The sequence below is a fragment of the Alteromonas sp. genome (assembly GCF_984505615.1).
Map to the genome: position 1 here is coordinate 19,032 of NZ_CFHOXV010000044.1, position 14,851 is coordinate 33,882.

General features: G+C 49.4%; 16 protein-coding genes and 1 pseudogene. 14 read left to right on the plus strand and 3 right to left on the minus strand.

What is annotated here, in order from left to right; genetic code table 11:
- Positions 1–11: 11 nt before the first annotated feature.
- The 3 genes from AC4PME_RS17760 to AC4PME_RS17770 all read left to right on the plus strand — a co-directional run bounded on the left by AC4PME_RS17760 (position 12) and on the right by AC4PME_RS17770 (position 1,944).
- The gene (locus AC4PME_RS17760) at positions 12–689 is read left to right on the plus strand and encodes a hypothetical protein (protein WP_491044631.1); all 678 of its coding nucleotides are present in this window, start codon (positions 12–14) and stop codon (positions 687–689) included.
- A gap of 207 nt (positions 690–896) precedes the next feature.
- Complete coding sequence (locus tag AC4PME_RS17765; protein WP_491044632.1) at positions 897–1,505, plus strand: ZrgA family zinc uptake protein; 609 nt, start codon at positions 897–899, stop codon at positions 1,503–1,505.
- A gap of 40 nt (positions 1,506–1,545) precedes the next feature.
- Entirely contained in the window at positions 1,546–1,944 is a 399-nt protein-coding gene (locus tag AC4PME_RS17770; protein ID WP_491044633.1) for a MerC domain-containing protein, read from the plus strand.
- Positions 1,945–2,064: 120 nt separating this feature from the next.
- On the opposite strand, the gene AC4PME_RS17775 is transcribed toward AC4PME_RS17770, so the two are convergent.
- Positions 2,065–2,595 carry a DUF3299 domain-containing protein gene (locus tag AC4PME_RS17775; protein WP_491044634.1) on the minus strand — a complete coding sequence of 177 codons (531 nt, stop codon included), beginning with the start codon at positions 2,593–2,595 and terminating at the stop codon, positions 2,065–2,067.
- Between the two features lie 112 nt (positions 2,596–2,707).
- On the opposite strand from AC4PME_RS17775, the gene AC4PME_RS17780 reads away from it, so the two are divergent.
- Entirely contained in the window at positions 2,708–3,412 is a 705-nt protein-coding gene (locus AC4PME_RS17780; protein WP_491044635.1) for an ABC transporter ATP-binding protein, read from the plus strand.
- Positions 3,412–4,647 carry an ABC transporter permease gene (locus tag AC4PME_RS17785; protein WP_491044636.1) on the plus strand — a complete coding sequence of 412 codons (1,236 nt, stop codon included), beginning with the start codon at positions 3,412–3,414 and terminating at the stop codon, positions 4,645–4,647. Before AC4PME_RS17780 ends, AC4PME_RS17785 begins: the two co-directional genes overlap by 1 nt.
- 13 nt (positions 4,648–4,660) lie before the next feature.
- Here AC4PME_RS17785 and yjeH read toward each other — a convergent pair whose 3' ends face one another.
- Positions 4,661–5,932: an L-methionine/branched-chain amino acid transporter gene (gene yjeH / locus AC4PME_RS17790; RefSeq protein WP_491044774.1), complete on the minus strand. Its 1,272-nt coding sequence runs from the start codon at positions 5,930–5,932 to the stop codon at positions 4,661–4,663.
- Positions 5,933–6,088: 156 nt separating this feature from the next.
- On the opposite strand from yjeH, the gene AC4PME_RS17795 reads away from it, so the two are divergent.
- The 3 genes from AC4PME_RS17795 (at position 6,089) to AC4PME_RS17805 (ending at position 8,168) form a co-directional block, all read left to right on the plus strand.
- The gene (locus AC4PME_RS17795; RefSeq protein WP_491044637.1) at positions 6,089–6,508 is read left to right on the plus strand and encodes an Lrp/AsnC family transcriptional regulator; all 420 of its coding nucleotides are present in this window, start codon (positions 6,089–6,091) and stop codon (positions 6,506–6,508) included.
- A gap of 30 nt (positions 6,509–6,538) precedes the next feature.
- On the plus strand, positions 6,539–7,456 hold the full coding sequence (locus AC4PME_RS17800; protein WP_491044638.1) for a LysR family transcriptional regulator: 918 nt from the start codon (positions 6,539–6,541) through the stop codon (positions 7,454–7,456).
- A gap of 100 nt (positions 7,457–7,556) precedes the next feature.
- Positions 7,557–8,168: a LysE family translocator gene (locus AC4PME_RS17805; protein ID WP_119499540.1), complete on the plus strand. Its 612-nt coding sequence runs from the start codon at positions 7,557–7,559 to the stop codon at positions 8,166–8,168.
- Positions 8,169–8,432: 264 nt separating this feature from the next.
- On the opposite strand, the gene AC4PME_RS17810 is transcribed toward AC4PME_RS17805, so the two are convergent.
- A complete protein-coding gene (locus AC4PME_RS17810) occupies positions 8,433–9,020 on the minus strand; it encodes a TetR/AcrR family transcriptional regulator (RefSeq protein WP_491044639.1) in 588 nt (195 codons plus the stop codon).
- Positions 9,021–9,318: 298 nt separating this feature from the next.
- On the opposite strand from AC4PME_RS17810, the gene AC4PME_RS17815 reads away from it, so the two are divergent.
- The 6 genes and pseudogenes from AC4PME_RS17815 to AC4PME_RS17840 all read left to right on the plus strand — a co-directional run.
- Entirely contained in the window at positions 9,319–10,545 is a 1,227-nt protein-coding gene (locus AC4PME_RS17815; RefSeq protein WP_491044640.1) for an MFS transporter, read from the plus strand.
- Positions 10,546–10,577: 32 nt separating this feature from the next.
- Entirely contained in the window at positions 10,578–11,567 is a 990-nt protein-coding gene (locus tag AC4PME_RS17820) for a sugar phosphate isomerase/epimerase family protein (protein ID WP_491044641.1), read from the plus strand.
- A 12-nt stretch (positions 11,568–11,579) separates the two neighbouring features.
- Positions 11,580–11,975, plus strand: a complete 396-nt coding sequence (locus AC4PME_RS17825) for a C-glycoside deglycosidase beta subunit domain-containing protein (protein WP_491044642.1) — start codon at positions 11,580–11,582, stop codon at positions 11,973–11,975.
- A gap of 38 nt (positions 11,976–12,013) precedes the next feature.
- The gene (locus AC4PME_RS17830; RefSeq protein WP_491044643.1) at positions 12,014–12,589 is read left to right on the plus strand and encodes a gluconate 2-dehydrogenase subunit 3 family protein; all 576 of its coding nucleotides are present in this window, start codon (positions 12,014–12,016) and stop codon (positions 12,587–12,589) included.
- Positions 12,586–14,286, plus strand: coding sequence for a GMC oxidoreductase (locus tag AC4PME_RS17835; RefSeq protein WP_491044644.1), 1,701 nt, complete (start codon positions 12,586–12,588; stop codon positions 14,284–14,286). Before AC4PME_RS17830 ends, AC4PME_RS17835 begins: the two co-directional genes overlap by 4 nt.
- A gap of 261 nt (positions 14,287–14,547) precedes the next feature.
- Positions 14,548–14,851, plus strand: a pseudogene (locus AC4PME_RS17840) (hypothetical protein); the annotation flags it as partial.

Consider the following 14,851-nt stretch of genomic DNA (forward strand, 5'->3'; position numbering starts at 1 on the left):
CAGGATAGATTATGAAAAAGTTATGTAGTGCAGCAGTATTGGCGTTTGCCGCCGTGTCTTCACCCGTCAGCGCCATCAGTGAAGGCGAGTACTATTATCTTCCAAGTAATCTTTGTGAAACCGCCAGTACCGAAAATGTAAGCCAGAACAAGCTGCTTACCGTTATCGGCAATAACTCTCAGTCGCAGGTACAACTGAATCTTGAATTACTGGCAGACTATCCTGAATCAGGGCTGAGTTATCTTGAACAGGCGCAAAACGCTGCACAAATTGCGATTGTAGAAAAAGCTTCAAAAAACTGGGTACACTTCACGCAGGACAATATGTACATCTTAGGGAAAGAAAAAATCCCTTTGTCTGAAGCCGCTAAAATTCCGGCTATCCTTGCTAACTCACCGGAAAAAGCTGAAGCGTATCTGAGTAAAATCGAGTCTCTGGCGAAACGCTACAACTTGAAAGACGATGACATTATCATCGTGCAGACCGGTGCCCGGGTGCTGGTGCAGGACGATACCAACGAAGTATTCCTGAAATCATTCTTTACAGCATTTGATGCCAGACGGGTAGAAAAACATCTGCTGACTATCGACCATCATGCTCCGATGATGCAGTCACTGGAAGTGGCCTTCCATGAGAAACGCAGTCATGGTGCATGCGGTGTGAAAACCCAGGATGTCGCTAAGCTTTAATACAGTCCGGTAATCGTTGCTCCCGGCAGTCATCTGTGCGCGGAGCAATGATTTCAAATCCGCTATTTTTTCTTCTGAACTTCCCCGTTTTCTTCTGCAACAAATTTCAACACATTCACATCTTATCTTCTGAAGAGTTGTTGTAATGCTAATTGATACATTATAACATTATGCAAATTGTTATAATATAACATATCTGGAGTGATTATGGCTTTATCTTCTGTTCGCATTTTCATGGCAGCCACATCCGCAGCCGTTCTTTTATGTTTAGCTCCTTTTTCTGCAGCCTGGGCCCTGGCAGGCAAGCATATTCACGGACACGGGCAGTTACTCGTTGCCCAGGATGAGAGTAACTGGCAGCTTCAATTTTCAATTCCTGCAGCGGATTTACTGGGTTTCGAGCATGCACCGGAAAGTGATGAACAGATGCAGCAGGTACATCAAATTGAAAAACAAATAAGTGAGTACAGCAACGTTTTCTCAGTAGACGGAAATTGCCAGTTGGTCAGTCAGGAGATTGATTTTCCCCACCACGAATCTCCTGAACACAACGTTGGCCATGAAACTCATGGCTCGCTGCATGAAGATGAGCAATACCATGACGGCGAGCATCACGACGAGGATCATCATGATACGCACCATCACGAAGATGTCACGTTAGCCTATCAATTATCTTGTGGTGACGACATTTCTGAAATGACGGTAACCCTTTTTCGTCTTGCTCCATCATTGTCAGCCCTGGAAGTTCAGTGGGTAAACGACAAAGGTCAGGGGATGACTGACGCCACACCTCAAAGCGCAACAGTAAGCTGGTAAATATCACATGCAAAATACTCCTCTCTGCAACGGAAATACTATGCCGCGAATTCAGGAAACGGGCGATAAAATCGCTATCGCACTTTCATCTTTATGCGTTGTTCACTGCATTCTCACACCATTGTTAATCATCGCCTTACCCACTTTCGGCGGGCTTGCAATCCCCGACCACGAAGTCTTCCATCAGGTTTTACTGTTTTTTGTAGTGCCAGTAGGTCTTGTGGCCTTAATTGCCGGTTACCGGCATCACAAGAATGGCAAAGTACTTTCCTGCGGACTGGCAGGTTTGTTTTTGCTTACCCTCGTCGGCACGGTTGCCCATGACATTGCCGGTGAAGAAGGAGAGACGGTGTTAACCATAATCGCCTCATTATTTATCGTCATCGCACATATTCAGAACTTTCGAAAGCGAAACCTCACCCGCTGTGAGCACTCCTGAAATACCCATTGTTAAACTCTCAGAACAGGCACCACCACCATGCACCACAATAAGCTACCCGTTACCGGAGAGAGGTGAAAAACGCCTGATCATGACACTGGATTTTATGTAAGGCCCTTTTTACTCAAACAGTTCGTAGCGATCCACATTCAGTGTGTAAGCTGCGGTGCCTAATTCATGCTGACGGGTTTGAATATCCACTTCGCCCTCGAACCAGAATGGCTGCTCCAAATCCTCTAACTTTAGTCCCTGCTCGTAGCTCACATAAATAATCTGGTTAGGCGGTGGCGGCGGCATATGCAGACAGGCACCAAAGTAGGGTACGATGAAAAATTCGGTCACTAACTTTTCTTCATTTTGTTGAAGAGGGACCACGTAGCCCGGAATTTTAATTGAACGGCCGTCGAATTCAGGAATGACCTGCACAGAGCTTAACGCCTGCTTGAAACGCTCTGTTTTCTCATCTTCAAACGAGTTCTGTGTAAACGCCTTTACAGAATCTTGTTGAGATCCGTCCTTAACATTGCTTAGATAGTCAGGTGGGTCCAGCAGGGCAGCCAAATCACTGGCCGGCATTAACGCGGTCCACTCTATTTCTTCATATTCGGCAGCAGATAGTGACGCGCTGAAGGGGCACGCACTTATACACATTAAAATTGCGGTTTGTCTCAGGATTCGTTTCATTAAAAGCGTCACTATTGGTTAGATTAAATGCCCGATGTTATAACATCACCAGATTCTATAATAACGATAAGAGTTCAGTTTGAATAGTCAGCAAACAAGCACTTCGTCGGCTTCTGTCGCGATACATCTCAAAGATGTGGTTCATCAGTACCCGAAAAGTAAAACCCGCATGACACTGCCGGAATGGACAGTGGAAAAAGGTGACCGTATCTTTTTGCATGGCCCGTCGGGCTCGGGGAAAACCACGTTATTGAATATGCTGGCCGGTGTACTGAACGCAGACAGCGGTGATATTACTTTGCTGGGTGAGGATTTCTCTTCACTGTCATCCGGTAAGCGGGACGGGTTCCGTGCGCGGCACATCGGGGTGGTATTCCAGCAATTTAACCTGGTACCTCATCTCAGTGTGTTGAAGAACATCGAACTGGCCGCCTATTTCGGTGGCAACAAAGGCAATGTAGAAAGCAAAGCTGCGGGCTTAATTAACGCCCTTAAATTGCCTGTAGAAGTCTTAACCCAGTCAGCTAAAAGCCTGAGTGTGGGGCAGCAACAACGGGTGGCCATTGCCCGCGCGCTCATCAATGAACCTGAAATTCTGCTGGTGGATGAACCAACCTCTGCGCTGGATACCGACGCCCGTGATGCGTTTATGACTCTGCTGATTGACCTATGTAAACAACATCACACTACGCTTATCTTCGTCAGTCATGACAAAAGCCTCGCGCAGTATCTGTCGTCATCGGTGTCTTTGCAGTCGTTATGCTCATTCAGTGAGGTGGCGTAATGTTGTTATCTTTTGCAGTAAGCAGTTTACGAAGCCGCGCGAAGTCAGTGCTGCTTACTTTTCTTTCGTTGCTCATCAGTATCAGTGTATTACTCAGTGTTGAGCACATCCGCCTGCAGGCAGAAGCCAGCTTCAACCGCACGGTGTCCGGTGTGGACTTAATTGTCGGTGCGCCAAGCGGACAGATGAACCTCATGCTCTACAGTATTTTCCGCATGGGCAGCCCCACCAATAACGTGGAATACGACAGTTTTGAAATGCTCGAAAATAATGAACAGGTAAGCTGGGCAATTCCTATTGCGCTGGGAGACTCTCATCACGGTTACCGCGTGTTAGGTACCAATCAAACCTACTTCGATCAGTATAAGTACGGCAATAAGCAGCATTTGGCCTTTGCTGACGGCGAACCGTTCAAAGGCATATTCGACACCGTCATCGGTGCGGATGTGGCAAAAAAGCTGGGCTATAAGGTCGGCGATAAGATTGTTATTGCCCACGGTACCGGAGCAGTAAGTTTTACTAATCACGACCAGTCGCCTTTTAACATTACCGGTATTCTCGCGCCTACCGGCACGCCGGTAGATAAAACCGTACATGTGAGTTTAGCGGGTATCGAGGCCATGCATCTGGCGCCTTCCCAACTGAAAGACATCCTCGCAAACCCCGATGATTTATCCAATCCGCTGGTTCAGCCTGACAGCGTAACCGCCGTGTTGTTGGGACTTAAATCGAAATTTGCCACGTTCACTTTACAGCGGGCGCTGAACAATTATGAAGATGACAGACTCATGGCCATTCTGCCCGGCGTGGCCATGGCTGAGTTGTGGAAAATGATGGGCACAGTAGAGAATATTTTGCGTGTGATTAGCGTACTGATCCTGGTGTCGTCACTATTCGGCCTGTCTACCATGCTGCTGGCTTCTATGCAGCAGCGGGAAAAAGAGATTGCAGTGCTCCGTATATTAGGTGCCGGAGCTGGTGTGGTCTTCTTGCTTATTTTAACCGAAGCCCTTGTCATTGCTGTCAGTGCCAGTGTCGTGTCACTGGGGTTAGTCACATCCATTTTTGCCGGCGCGAAAGGCTGGCTGGCCAGTGAGTACGGCCTGTTTTTATCTGCCAATGTGTTTAATACGCACAGCGCAATGGTTATTGGTGCTGTGGTAGTAGCAACGCTTATTACCTCGCTGTTGCCCGCCATTGACGCCTATCGCAGTGCTATTCACTCAAGGCTATAGCGGGCAATAAAAGTCAATTTGCCCCGCGCTGCAATCTGCGTTCTGCTCTATTGGTTGCAAGCCGCTGCTGATACCAAAGCAGTGGCGCGCACACGCAAAACAGTCCCAGCGCATAGAGCATCTTTGTGCCCAGTCCCACAGCGATGGTGGCGCAGAACAGGCAGCTCAGCATTACCAGTGGACGGTGCTTTACTGATAAAAGACGGACAGCCGCCAGCATACTTGCCAGATAAATCAGTACAAATACTCCGTTAACCCAACCAATCAGGTCTTCCAGATTGTAGGCACCGTAGTGAGTGATTATCAAAGTGAGAGTCATGACGATAAGTACGCATTGCAGTGCCCGTTGAGGCACGTTGTGCTGGTTAAGGCTTTGGAAGTAACCCGGTAAAACTTTATCGTTGCTTAAACTCCAGGTTAACCGTGCCAGACTGGCTGTGTATACGTTCACAGTTGCCAGGCCGCCAGCCACACCGAGTGCACCGATAACCGCCGCACCACCACCGGAGAAAATCTGATCAAATACGATGACCATACTCAGAGAATCCGACACTGGCGTGTCGATGAGCAGCCAGGTACAGCCCAGGTAAATTAATCCCACCAGTAATGTGCCGGTCATAATGGCAGGGACTAAGTCCCGCCCCGGATCTTTAAAATCATCGGCCAGATGGGAAATGGCTTCTATGCCGAGAAAACTCCAGAATGCGATGCCCATGGCGGCCAGCATAGGATTCACATCAAAGGGCGTAGACGTTGCCTCAGGGAGCAGTTCGCCCGACGCCACAGGCTGACCTGCCAGCATGGCAATAACGACCAGAGTAATAACGAGTGTGAGGATGAGTTGTAGGGTCGAAGAAAACTGAATACCCCGATAATTAAGCGCAAACAGCAGCGCGATAATACCCAGTTGAACGGGCAGCGCCCAGTCTGGTGAGAGACCAAACAGCGTTTCGATAAACCAGTACGTCATAATGATGGCAGCAGGCGCGCCAATAGGTACCACAAACAAGAACAGCAAACCGATAGTTCTGCCTGCAGATTTGCCAAACGCCTTTTCAACAAAATAGGCCGGGCCGCCTGCATGAGGGTAGCGGGAGGAGAGTTTAGCAAACACCATGGCAACGGGCAGTATTGCCACTGTCAGCACAAGCCAGCTGATCATTGCCCAGTGACCAGCGGTGTTGATGGTCATCTGCGGCAAAATAAATACGCTGGTACCCAGCAAAGTGGTGGTCAGCAGCCCGGCGCCCTGCCAGCGGCCAATTTTGTTATTTGCATCGTGCATGGTGATAAACAAACCCAATAGTACTGCGTTAATTTCAATTGCGTAATATACTGCGTTTTTGCGCTTCATAACGTGTTACTTTGCGTGCATTCAGCGCGTTGTTGCCGTCACTTTGACGGCAGAAAGACTTTTTACCTGCAAAATGACGGAATCACCATGGACAAATTCGATCAGGCTATTCTTGCTCAGCTCCGGCAAAATGCCCGGGCCAGTATCTCAGCTATTGCCGATGAAGTGGGCCTGTCACGTTCCGCCGTCACAGAACGGATTAAGAAACTGGAATCGAACAATGTGATCCGCGGCTATCAGGTCATGTTGTCAGAATCGCAAAAAGAAGGCGTTGCCGCCTATCTGGAAATCCAGCACAAGCGGGCACGGTGTGCAGAGGTGGTGCCCTATTTTCGCGCCATTCCCGAGGTCGTGTCGTGCTACGGTGTTACCGGCGAGTGTGACCTGATTGTGCTGATAAAAGCAGACACCATGCGCCGGCTACATGAAATCCGTGAGCATATCGATACCATCGACGACATCATCAAAATCAAAACCCACGTGGTGCTGAATCAGTGGTTGGGATAACTTCGTTTTAAAGGGAGCGGGAACACTTATATGCTCAGAAATACCAACCTCAACTTGCTTCGCACGTTACATGTATTGTTGCAGGAAGCCCATGTGAGCAAAGCTGCGCAACGTCTTCATATCACCCAGTCAGCGGTGAGCAGGCAGTTGGCGCAGCTTCGTGATATCTGGCAGGACGAGTTGCTGGTACGCAATGGTAATGTGCTTATCATGACGCCAAAAGCTGAAATGCTGAAAGCCAAGCTCGACACGCTCATGGATGATTTCGATTTGCTGTTGGCTGAAACCGTATTCGACCCTGAAAATTGGTTTGGCGAGCTGGTGCTGTCGTCGAGTGATTATGTCGCCCAGTATGTCATGCCGGACGTATGCAAGCGGCTCAATGCGCAAGCGCCAAACCTGGCGGTGAGCTTGCGGCTGTGGGAGCCTGAATATATTCACCGGCTCCACGAACTTAATATTGATATCGCTTCCACCATGTTGCCGCAAAAGCCGGATGGCATTTCTGGTATCCGTATTGGCGCGGACCATTCGGTGCTGGTGATGCACCAGTCACATCCACTGGCTTCAAAAAAGCATGTCACTGTGAATGAACTGATTGCTTATCCGCATATTAAAATTACCGGTGGGGCTGACAAAGATACCTTTGTTGATGACATGCTGCGGCAGCAAGACTTGCAGCGCCGGGTTCATTTGCGGGTGCCCTTCTTCAATGCAGCATTAAGCCATTTGCAAGTATTCGACGGGTTGATGGTGATGCCAGAGCACATTGCCGAGAGTTTGGGAGACAGCTGGAATATTGTGCACAAGCCACTGCCTTTCGACGTTGATGAAAACCAGTACTGGCTTATCTGGCATCCAAAATATGATAACGACATCAGACATAAATGGGCGCGGGAGCAGGTAAAAGACGCGATTGCTCATTGCGAAAGCTCAATCCAACTTTGATTGCTTTGTGGTATTACTCTAAATCATAGTTATGATGATATCTTATGATTTCCAGTTATGTTTATGATGCTTCTACAATGCAGGAAATTGGAGGGGCATCATGACCATCGTTGTATTTTTCACTTTATTTTCTGTTTGTTTGTTGGGAGCCATGTCTCCTGGTCCGAGTCTGGCGGTTGTGACTAAACATGCACTGTCTGGCGGGCGCTTTAACGGGCTTTGTACTGCATGGGCCCATGCGTCGGGTGTTTTCTTCTATGCATTATTAACCAGTTCTGGATTGGCCGTGTTACTGCAACATTCGCCAGTGTTGTTTAAAGCACTCACCTGGCTGGGAGCCGGGTACCTGGCTTATCTTGGGGTAAAATCGCTGATGTCGAAGGGCGGCATCCAGGCGCAATTGCAGTCTGGCAAAAAAGTCTCTGCGCTGGCGGCGGCGGGGGATGGCCTGGCAATATCATTGTTCAATCCTAAGATCGCACTCTTTTTTATTGCCCTGTTCAGTCAGTTTATCGGTGTGGCCGAAAACATGGCGGAAACCGCAGTTATCGTTGCAACCCCAGCATTGATTGACGGGCTGTGGTACACGCTGATTGCCGTGGTGATGTCGAGTCAGGCGGTAGTACAACGGATTCAGGCAAAAGCAGGCATTATTGATAAGGTAACTGGCGGGGTGTTGATCTTACTGGCTTTAAAAGCGGTGTCACTTTAAGAAAATTAAAAATGGAATTAACATTCCATTTTTCAATTAAAGCTATTTAAATAATCAATTTTTAATCAACGGCAATATTAGTCACAGTATCGCTGTGACCATAAGCTTATCATTCCAGTTGAGTCGTGAAGGTCGTCAGGCCTGCGTGTCACACTTACCGGTTGCGAAAGCGGACTTCCCTTATGTTCACTTTCGCAACCATTTCCCCTGAACACCATACAGACCGCGCTTCGCAGCGCTTTTTCCGGTAATCAGGCTACAGGTTTAACGGATATTATCAGGGTGTCCGAGCAGGTAATGCAGTGTGATTTCGCTCAAGTCTTCCAGCATTTCGTCCCAGTCTTCTTCACCACTGGTGGAGTCCACAAAACCCAGCCCCAGAAAACGGGATAAAGCAGAATAGGCATACATAAAACCACGGTGAACGGCACGGGTTGGATCGGGTTGAGTAATTTCATCTTTGCATTCTAAAAGCAGCTTAAGAAAGTCCTCGGTATTTTGCCAAGCGTGTTGTTTACCAATTTCCCGCACCACTTCATCTACCACAGAAATTTCCATTAGCGGCCGTAGAATTCCCTGATATTTGCGAAGGATATCGCCATACTGACGAATAACCGCCGGCACCAGTTGCCTGAGCTTCAGGTTTTGTCTGCGGATCATGTTAATTGCTACAGCTGAGTCGACTTCCAGCGCTTCGAGTTCGTTGCGCTGAACCTGACGGATCAGGTTCTCTTTGCTGTTAAAGCGGTTATAGATAGAACCGATAGAGACGTTGGCACGCTTACTCACTTCCTGAAGCGTAAATTCTGCGTAACCTTTTTCGATTAATAAGTCGGCGGCGGCCCGAAGCAAGCGCTCCAGAGAAGCCCGGCTCCGACTCTGCTTCGGTTCCCTGTGAAATTCAGTAGTATCTGTACTCAAACGGGTATTCCAATTAACAATTTAACGTCATTTTATGCCCTGAATAATAGCGTTTTTCGCCGCAGATAAACACCGGTTTATCGTGGCGGGGCGTGATCACGGCAGTGCCGTTACTTTCTCACGTTAGAATATTATGGCAAAGTTGTAAAAAATTATCTAAACAAATGTGCTTGATCCAATTTTTAGAATCTGTATTCTAAGAACATATTCTGAAGCTGGACCATTTTGAATGAAATCTGTTATCGCTTTTTTCAAACGGCTGGAGCAAATACCGCAGGGCCTGATCATTGTTATCTCTGCATTTCTTCCTCTCTTCGCCATCGTGTCGATGTTTCCGGCATTGCCGTCCATCATCGACCACTTCAAAGACCATCCTAATGCCCGGGAGCTTGTGCCGCTAATTGTGTCGGCGCCCGGGTTAACTATCGCGCTCACCGCTTCTTTTGCCGGTGTACTGGTAGACAAATACGGCAGGGTACGGTTGCTACTGTGGGCAACCTGTCTGTACGGTGTATTCGGTGTGGCGCCTTTCTTCTTAACTGACATCTACGCCATGTTCGCCAGCCGTCTGCTGCTGGGCTTTGCTGAAGCCATCATCATTACTGCGGTAAATACGTTAATTGCTGATTACTGGGAAGATGAAGGTCGTCGCGACTGGTTATTCCTGCAAGGACTGGCCGGGCCGTTCCTCGGCGCTATTGTTATCCGCACCGCAGGCCCTGCTACGGAAATTCAATGGAACGGCGTGTTCCTGATTTACTCAGTGGCTTTCGTTATTTTCCTGCTGATGCTGAAGTATTTAAAAGAGCCGGCGCGTCAGGTGAAAGCGGGAGTAGCCAGTGCAGTAGAAGCCGTCAACAAAGTGCCGTTTCCCACTGCTACCATGGCTGCGATTGGCGCCGTAACCCTGCTGTCATCGGCACTTTACTATGTGTTTATTATTTCCGGTGGTCTGGTGTTCCGTGAGCTCGGCATTAATGAGCCGTCACGGATCAGCGAATTGTCAGCCATTCCCAGTTTGTTCGTGATGGTGGGTGCATTCATTTTCCGTTTACTGGGTGGTAAGTCGAATGCAATTCAAATCGGCAGCTTCCTGGTAGTGCTGTGCGGCGGCCTGCTTATTATGGGCACCGCCAACAGCGTGGAAATGCTGGTTCTGGGTCTGGTTATTCAACAAACCGGTGCCGGTATGTCTGTACCCAGTCTGATTGCCTGGACACAAACCAAAGTCCCTGCTCAACACCGTGGTCGGGGCATGGGAGTGTGGGCATCGTGTTTCTTCTTCGGTCAGTTCTCCAGCCCCTGGCTGGTGGCCCGCATCGAATCGTTAACCGGCAGTGTGCATGGCGCATTTGCTGTGGCGGGTGGGATTGGCCTGGCGGCCGGCTGCATCGGCCTGCTTCTTCACTTCAAGTCTGATTCCGGCTCTAAAACTGCCAGCGCCAGTCAGCACTAATTAAACAAGATACTCTTTGGGAGAGAACTCACATGACAATTAAGCGTGGCGTGAGCCTTTATAGCTACCAGAACGAAACGTTTCTGGGTGATATGACACTGGATGATTGTATTCGTGTGTGTGCAGAGATGGGCGCGAACGGTATTGAAGTCATCGGCGAGCAGTCGTTCTGGGGGCACCCGGAGCAATCCATTGAAGATGCGGCGATTGAAGGCTGGCACGAATCAATTAAAAAGCATGGCGCAGTGCCGGTTGCTTTGGATTTCATGATTGACTACAAGCGCTACAAGGGTCGCATCATGACACTTGAAGAGCAGGTGGAAAGCATCAAAAAAGACATCGCACTGGCAAAGCGCCTGGGTACGCCGTTCATGCGTGTGCTGGTGTCAATCGACCCTGATGTACTGGTAGCTGCAGCGCCGTTTGCTGAAGAAGCCGGCGTTAAAATGCTGGTAGAAGTGCATGCCCCGCTGCATTTCGATCATCCGTGGATTTTACGTCACGCCGAAGCATTTGATAAATCCGGCTCTGACGCGCTGGGTTTCCTGCCTGATATGGGCATGTTCCTCGATAAATTCCCGCCTTGCTGGAAAGCCCGCTTTATTCGTAACGGTGTGCCGCAGAATATTGCTGACTACATTGAAAAGGCCTACGAAGACCGTGTTCTCAGTGAATACGTGATCCAGAACGTACGTGAAATGGGTGGCACAGGTCCTTCACTGGGTATGGCTGAGACCCTGCGTCACAACGCCGCCTATGCACCGGAACGTATGCTGCCTCACATGGACAGAATTCATAACATCCACGGCAAGTTCTATGAAATGACCGAAGACTGCATTGAGCCGGCCATTCCCTATGAGCGCATTATTCAGGTACTCACCAAAGGCAATTACGACGGTTACATTTGTTCGGAGTATGAGGGCAACCGCTGGATTGAAGATGCACACACTGTAGATTCAGTAGAACAGGTCAGACGCCAGCAAAAAATGTTGGAAAACCTTATCAACAAATATCAGCGCTAAGGAGTCATTATTATGTTTGATAACAAAGTGATCGTAGAAAACAGCCTGACACGGGTGACCAGCGCTGAAGCGGGTTTTGATGGCGTAAGTGTACTGGCACGTTTGCCTTACTATCGTGGTCTGGGCCTGTCGATGGTTGAAAACATTGCAGTAACCGTTGATGACAAACTGGTGGCCCGGGAAGATACCTTGTTTTCTGTGCGCGGTAACACTTGGACACTCGACGAAATGGAAACCGAATACGGTGACCGCTGGAACTTTGGTGAAAAAGCAAAAGTACTGGTGAAGCTACCGGAAGGGCTGGATGACGGCGAACATGATATTTCTGTTGCCATCACCATGCGGGTTTCATACTTGCCTTTCGTGCCTACCACCAAAGATACAAAGCGTCTGGCGTTGCAGGGTTAATCCTGCAATCCCATTCCCGCATCGCGTCGGAGCATAGCATGACAGACTCAACTAATTCGTCACGCCGCCACTTTATGGCAGGTGCATTAATGGCGGCGGCAGGCCTCACGGTAGCACCGCACGCCATCTGGGCGGCAACATCAGCATCTGCTGCTTTTGACCACAAAGCGATGCTGGATTGTCTTTGCGATATTGTTATCCCGGCCACAGACACGCCCGGAGCCAAAGGCGTGAATGCCAGCGCTTTTGTTATGAAGGCGGCGGAACACGCTCTTAAAGGTGCGCAAAAAAGTGATGTTGATACGTTTGCCGTTGCACTGAATGACTATGCCGGCGCAGATTTTTTGTCGTTTAAAGCAGAACAACAATTCAGCCTGATAGAAAAACTGGATGCGCAGGTCTACGACCGCGCGGCTTCTGCTTCCCTGCCGCCTGCGCTCATGCTGTGGCAAAAGATAAAGTCGCTGATCCTGGTGGCTTACTATACCTCTGAGGTCGGGGCATCGAAAGAGCTGAAGTATTTACTGATACCCGGCCAGTTCAAGCCGGATGTGCCGTTGAGTGAAGAACCGAAAGCCTGGTCTAACGACTGGACAGGAGTGAAGTACGGATGAATCAGTCTGATAGTACAACCTATGATGCCATCGTAGTTGGCTCCGGGATTACCGGAGGCTGGGCGGCAAAAGAGCTCACCGAAAAGGGGCTGAAAGTGCTTATGCTGGAGCGGGGAGAAGATATTCCTCACCGTACCGGCTATAAACATGAAATGACGCCGCCCTGGGAAATGCCATTCCGTGGGGAAGGGGATCAGGCGTATTGGGAGAAACACTATCCCATTCAGCAACACAGCGGTCATCTCACCGAATGGACAGAAGACTACTGGGTAGACGACAGCGAACAGAGCTACGAAACTGCGCAGGAACCGGGCTTTCGCTGGTTGCGTGGCTATCACCTGGGCGGCCGCTCCCTGATGTGGGGCCGGCAATGCTACCGCTGGAGTGATTACGATTTTGAATCCAACGCCAGAGACGGTCATGGCACCGACTGGCCTATCCGCTATAAAGATATTGCCGACTGGTATGACTATGTAGAGTCTTTTGTGGGTATTTCCGGTGCGAAAGAAAATCTGCCGCAGTTACCCGACGGACAGTTTCAGCCGCCTATGGCGTTAAATGCCGTTGAGCAGCACATGCGCGAGGAAATCTTTAAAACCTATCCGGAGCGTTGCTTAACTATTGGCAGAACCGCTAACCTAACCGAAGGCAAGCCCGAAGAAGGGCGGGTGAACTGCCAGTACCGTAATATCTGCTCCCGGGGTTGTTCATTCGGTGCCTATTTCAGCACCCAAAGCAGCACACTGCCGGCGGCGCAGAAAACCGGAAACTTAACCCTGCGAACCGACAGCGTGGTTGAAACCGTGATTTACGATAACAAGGCGAAACGGGTTACCGGCGTCACGGTTATCGACCGGAAAACCAAAGAAAAACTGACGTACAACGGTAAGCTGGTATTTCTCTGTGCCGGTGCGTTTAACTCCGTTGCACTGATGCTGCGTTCTACGTCTGAAGCCTTTCCTGACGGACTGGCCAATTCGTCGGGAACGCTGGGTAAATACATCATGGATCATGCTGGCACACTGGGCGTGGCGTCGATTATTCCCGGTTACGATGAACATTATTATCACGGCTCCCGTCCTACCGGTGTGGTGATCCCCCGCTTTGTGAACCTGGAAGAGAATGACAAGCCTTACCTGCGCGGCTTCTCTTATCAGGGCGGTGCTTACCGTTCTGGCTGGACCCGTGGCATGCGACAGGCCGGTGTGGGCGAGGCGTTCAAAGATGAGTTACAGGCACCCGGCCCGTGGAAATTCGTACTCACCACTTTTGCAGAGTGTTTGCCACAGGAGACCAACCGCATCACCCTCAGCGACACGAAAACCGACGCTGATGGCTTACCTCAACTGCGTATCGACTTTGCTTTCAGCGATAACGAATACAAGTTGCTCGCAGCAGCTAAAGAAGAAGCGGCAAAAATGGTGGAAGCGGCAGGCGGTAAGGTGCTGTTTGGCTCTGACAAACCCAATCCGGGAGGCTCGGCTATCCATGAAATGGGCGGGGCGAGAATGGGTAAAGATCCTGAAACCTCGGTACTCAATGGCTACAATCAGGCCCACGATATCCCGAATCTGTTTGTCACCGATGGCGCAGCAATGGCGTCATCTGCCTGTCAGAACCCGTCTCTCACCTACATGGCGCTTACCGCCAGGGCTGTGGATTATGCAGTGAAAGCGCTGCAAGCGGGTACGATCTGACCTCAGTTCCTTCTTTTATATATTTTTAGAATCTATTTTCCAATAATGAGGTATCAATTTCATTGATGCCTCTCATCATTAAGTTCGCGTTTTAGATAGCGGAAATTCCTGTATTTTATTTTTTGTTAACTAAATGTGTCATTCGGTACATGGGGTTAACAAAGGCGATGTGAGTGATGTCCGGTGGCATGGTGAAACGCAGCAAAGATTGCGGTAACCCGTCCACAGGCATTCGCATAAGAAGACATACAGGAAGCCAAAATGAAAAACACGCAAATTTTCAAAGTCACGGCGCTGGCGGCTGCCATTGCCAGTCCGGTGCTTTACGCTCAAGAAACAGTTGAAACTGATGAGTCTCAAGGGTTTGAAGTTATCCTTGTGGAAGCGCAGCGGACCACTCAAAACCTGCAGGAAGTGCCGGTGAGCGTTCAAGTGCTCTATGGTTCTGATCTGGCAGAACAGAATATCAATGAACTGACACAACTCTCTGTCATGGCGCCCACACTGCAGGTGGGACAGGACAATACCTACGCCATTCGTGGCATCGGTTCCCAGATTTTTGCCG

Coding starts and splice junctions, on each gene's coding strand:
- AC4PME_RS17760 (WP_491044631.1), top strand. CDS start 12: ATGAAAAAGTTATGTAGTGCAGCAGTATTGGCGTTTGCCGCCGTGTCT.
- AC4PME_RS17765 (WP_491044632.1), top strand. CDS start 897: ATGGCTTTATCTTCTGTTCGCATTTTCATGGCAGCCACATCCGCAGCC.
- AC4PME_RS17770 (WP_491044633.1), top strand. CDS start 1,546: ATGCCGCGAATTCAGGAAACGGGCGATAAAATCGCTATCGCACTTTCA.
- AC4PME_RS17775 (WP_491044634.1), bottom strand. CDS start 2,595: ATGTGTATAAGTGCGTGCCCCTTCAGCGCGTCACTATCTGCTGCCGAA.
- AC4PME_RS17785 (WP_491044636.1), top strand. CDS start 3,412: ATGTTGTTATCTTTTGCAGTAAGCAGTTTACGAAGCCGCGCGAAGTCA.
- yjeH (WP_491044774.1), bottom strand. CDS start 5,932: ATGCACGATGCAAATAACAAAATTGGCCGCTGGCAGGGCGCCGGGCTG.
- AC4PME_RS17795 (WP_491044637.1), top strand. CDS start 6,089: ATGGACAAATTCGATCAGGCTATTCTTGCTCAGCTCCGGCAAAATGCC.
- AC4PME_RS17800 (WP_491044638.1), top strand. CDS start 6,539: ATGCTCAGAAATACCAACCTCAACTTGCTTCGCACGTTACATGTATTG.
- AC4PME_RS17805 (WP_119499540.1), top strand. CDS start 7,557: ATGACCATCGTTGTATTTTTCACTTTATTTTCTGTTTGTTTGTTGGGA.
- AC4PME_RS17815 (WP_491044640.1), top strand. CDS start 9,319: ATGAAATCTGTTATCGCTTTTTTCAAACGGCTGGAGCAAATACCGCAG.
- AC4PME_RS17820 (WP_491044641.1), top strand. CDS start 10,578: ATGACAATTAAGCGTGGCGTGAGCCTTTATAGCTACCAGAACGAAACG.
- AC4PME_RS17825 (WP_491044642.1), top strand. CDS start 11,580: ATGTTTGATAACAAAGTGATCGTAGAAAACAGCCTGACACGGGTGACC.
- AC4PME_RS17830 (WP_491044643.1), top strand. CDS start 12,014: ATGACAGACTCAACTAATTCGTCACGCCGCCACTTTATGGCAGGTGCA.
- AC4PME_RS17835 (WP_491044644.1), top strand. CDS start 12,586: ATGAATCAGTCTGATAGTACAACCTATGATGCCATCGTAGTTGGCTCC.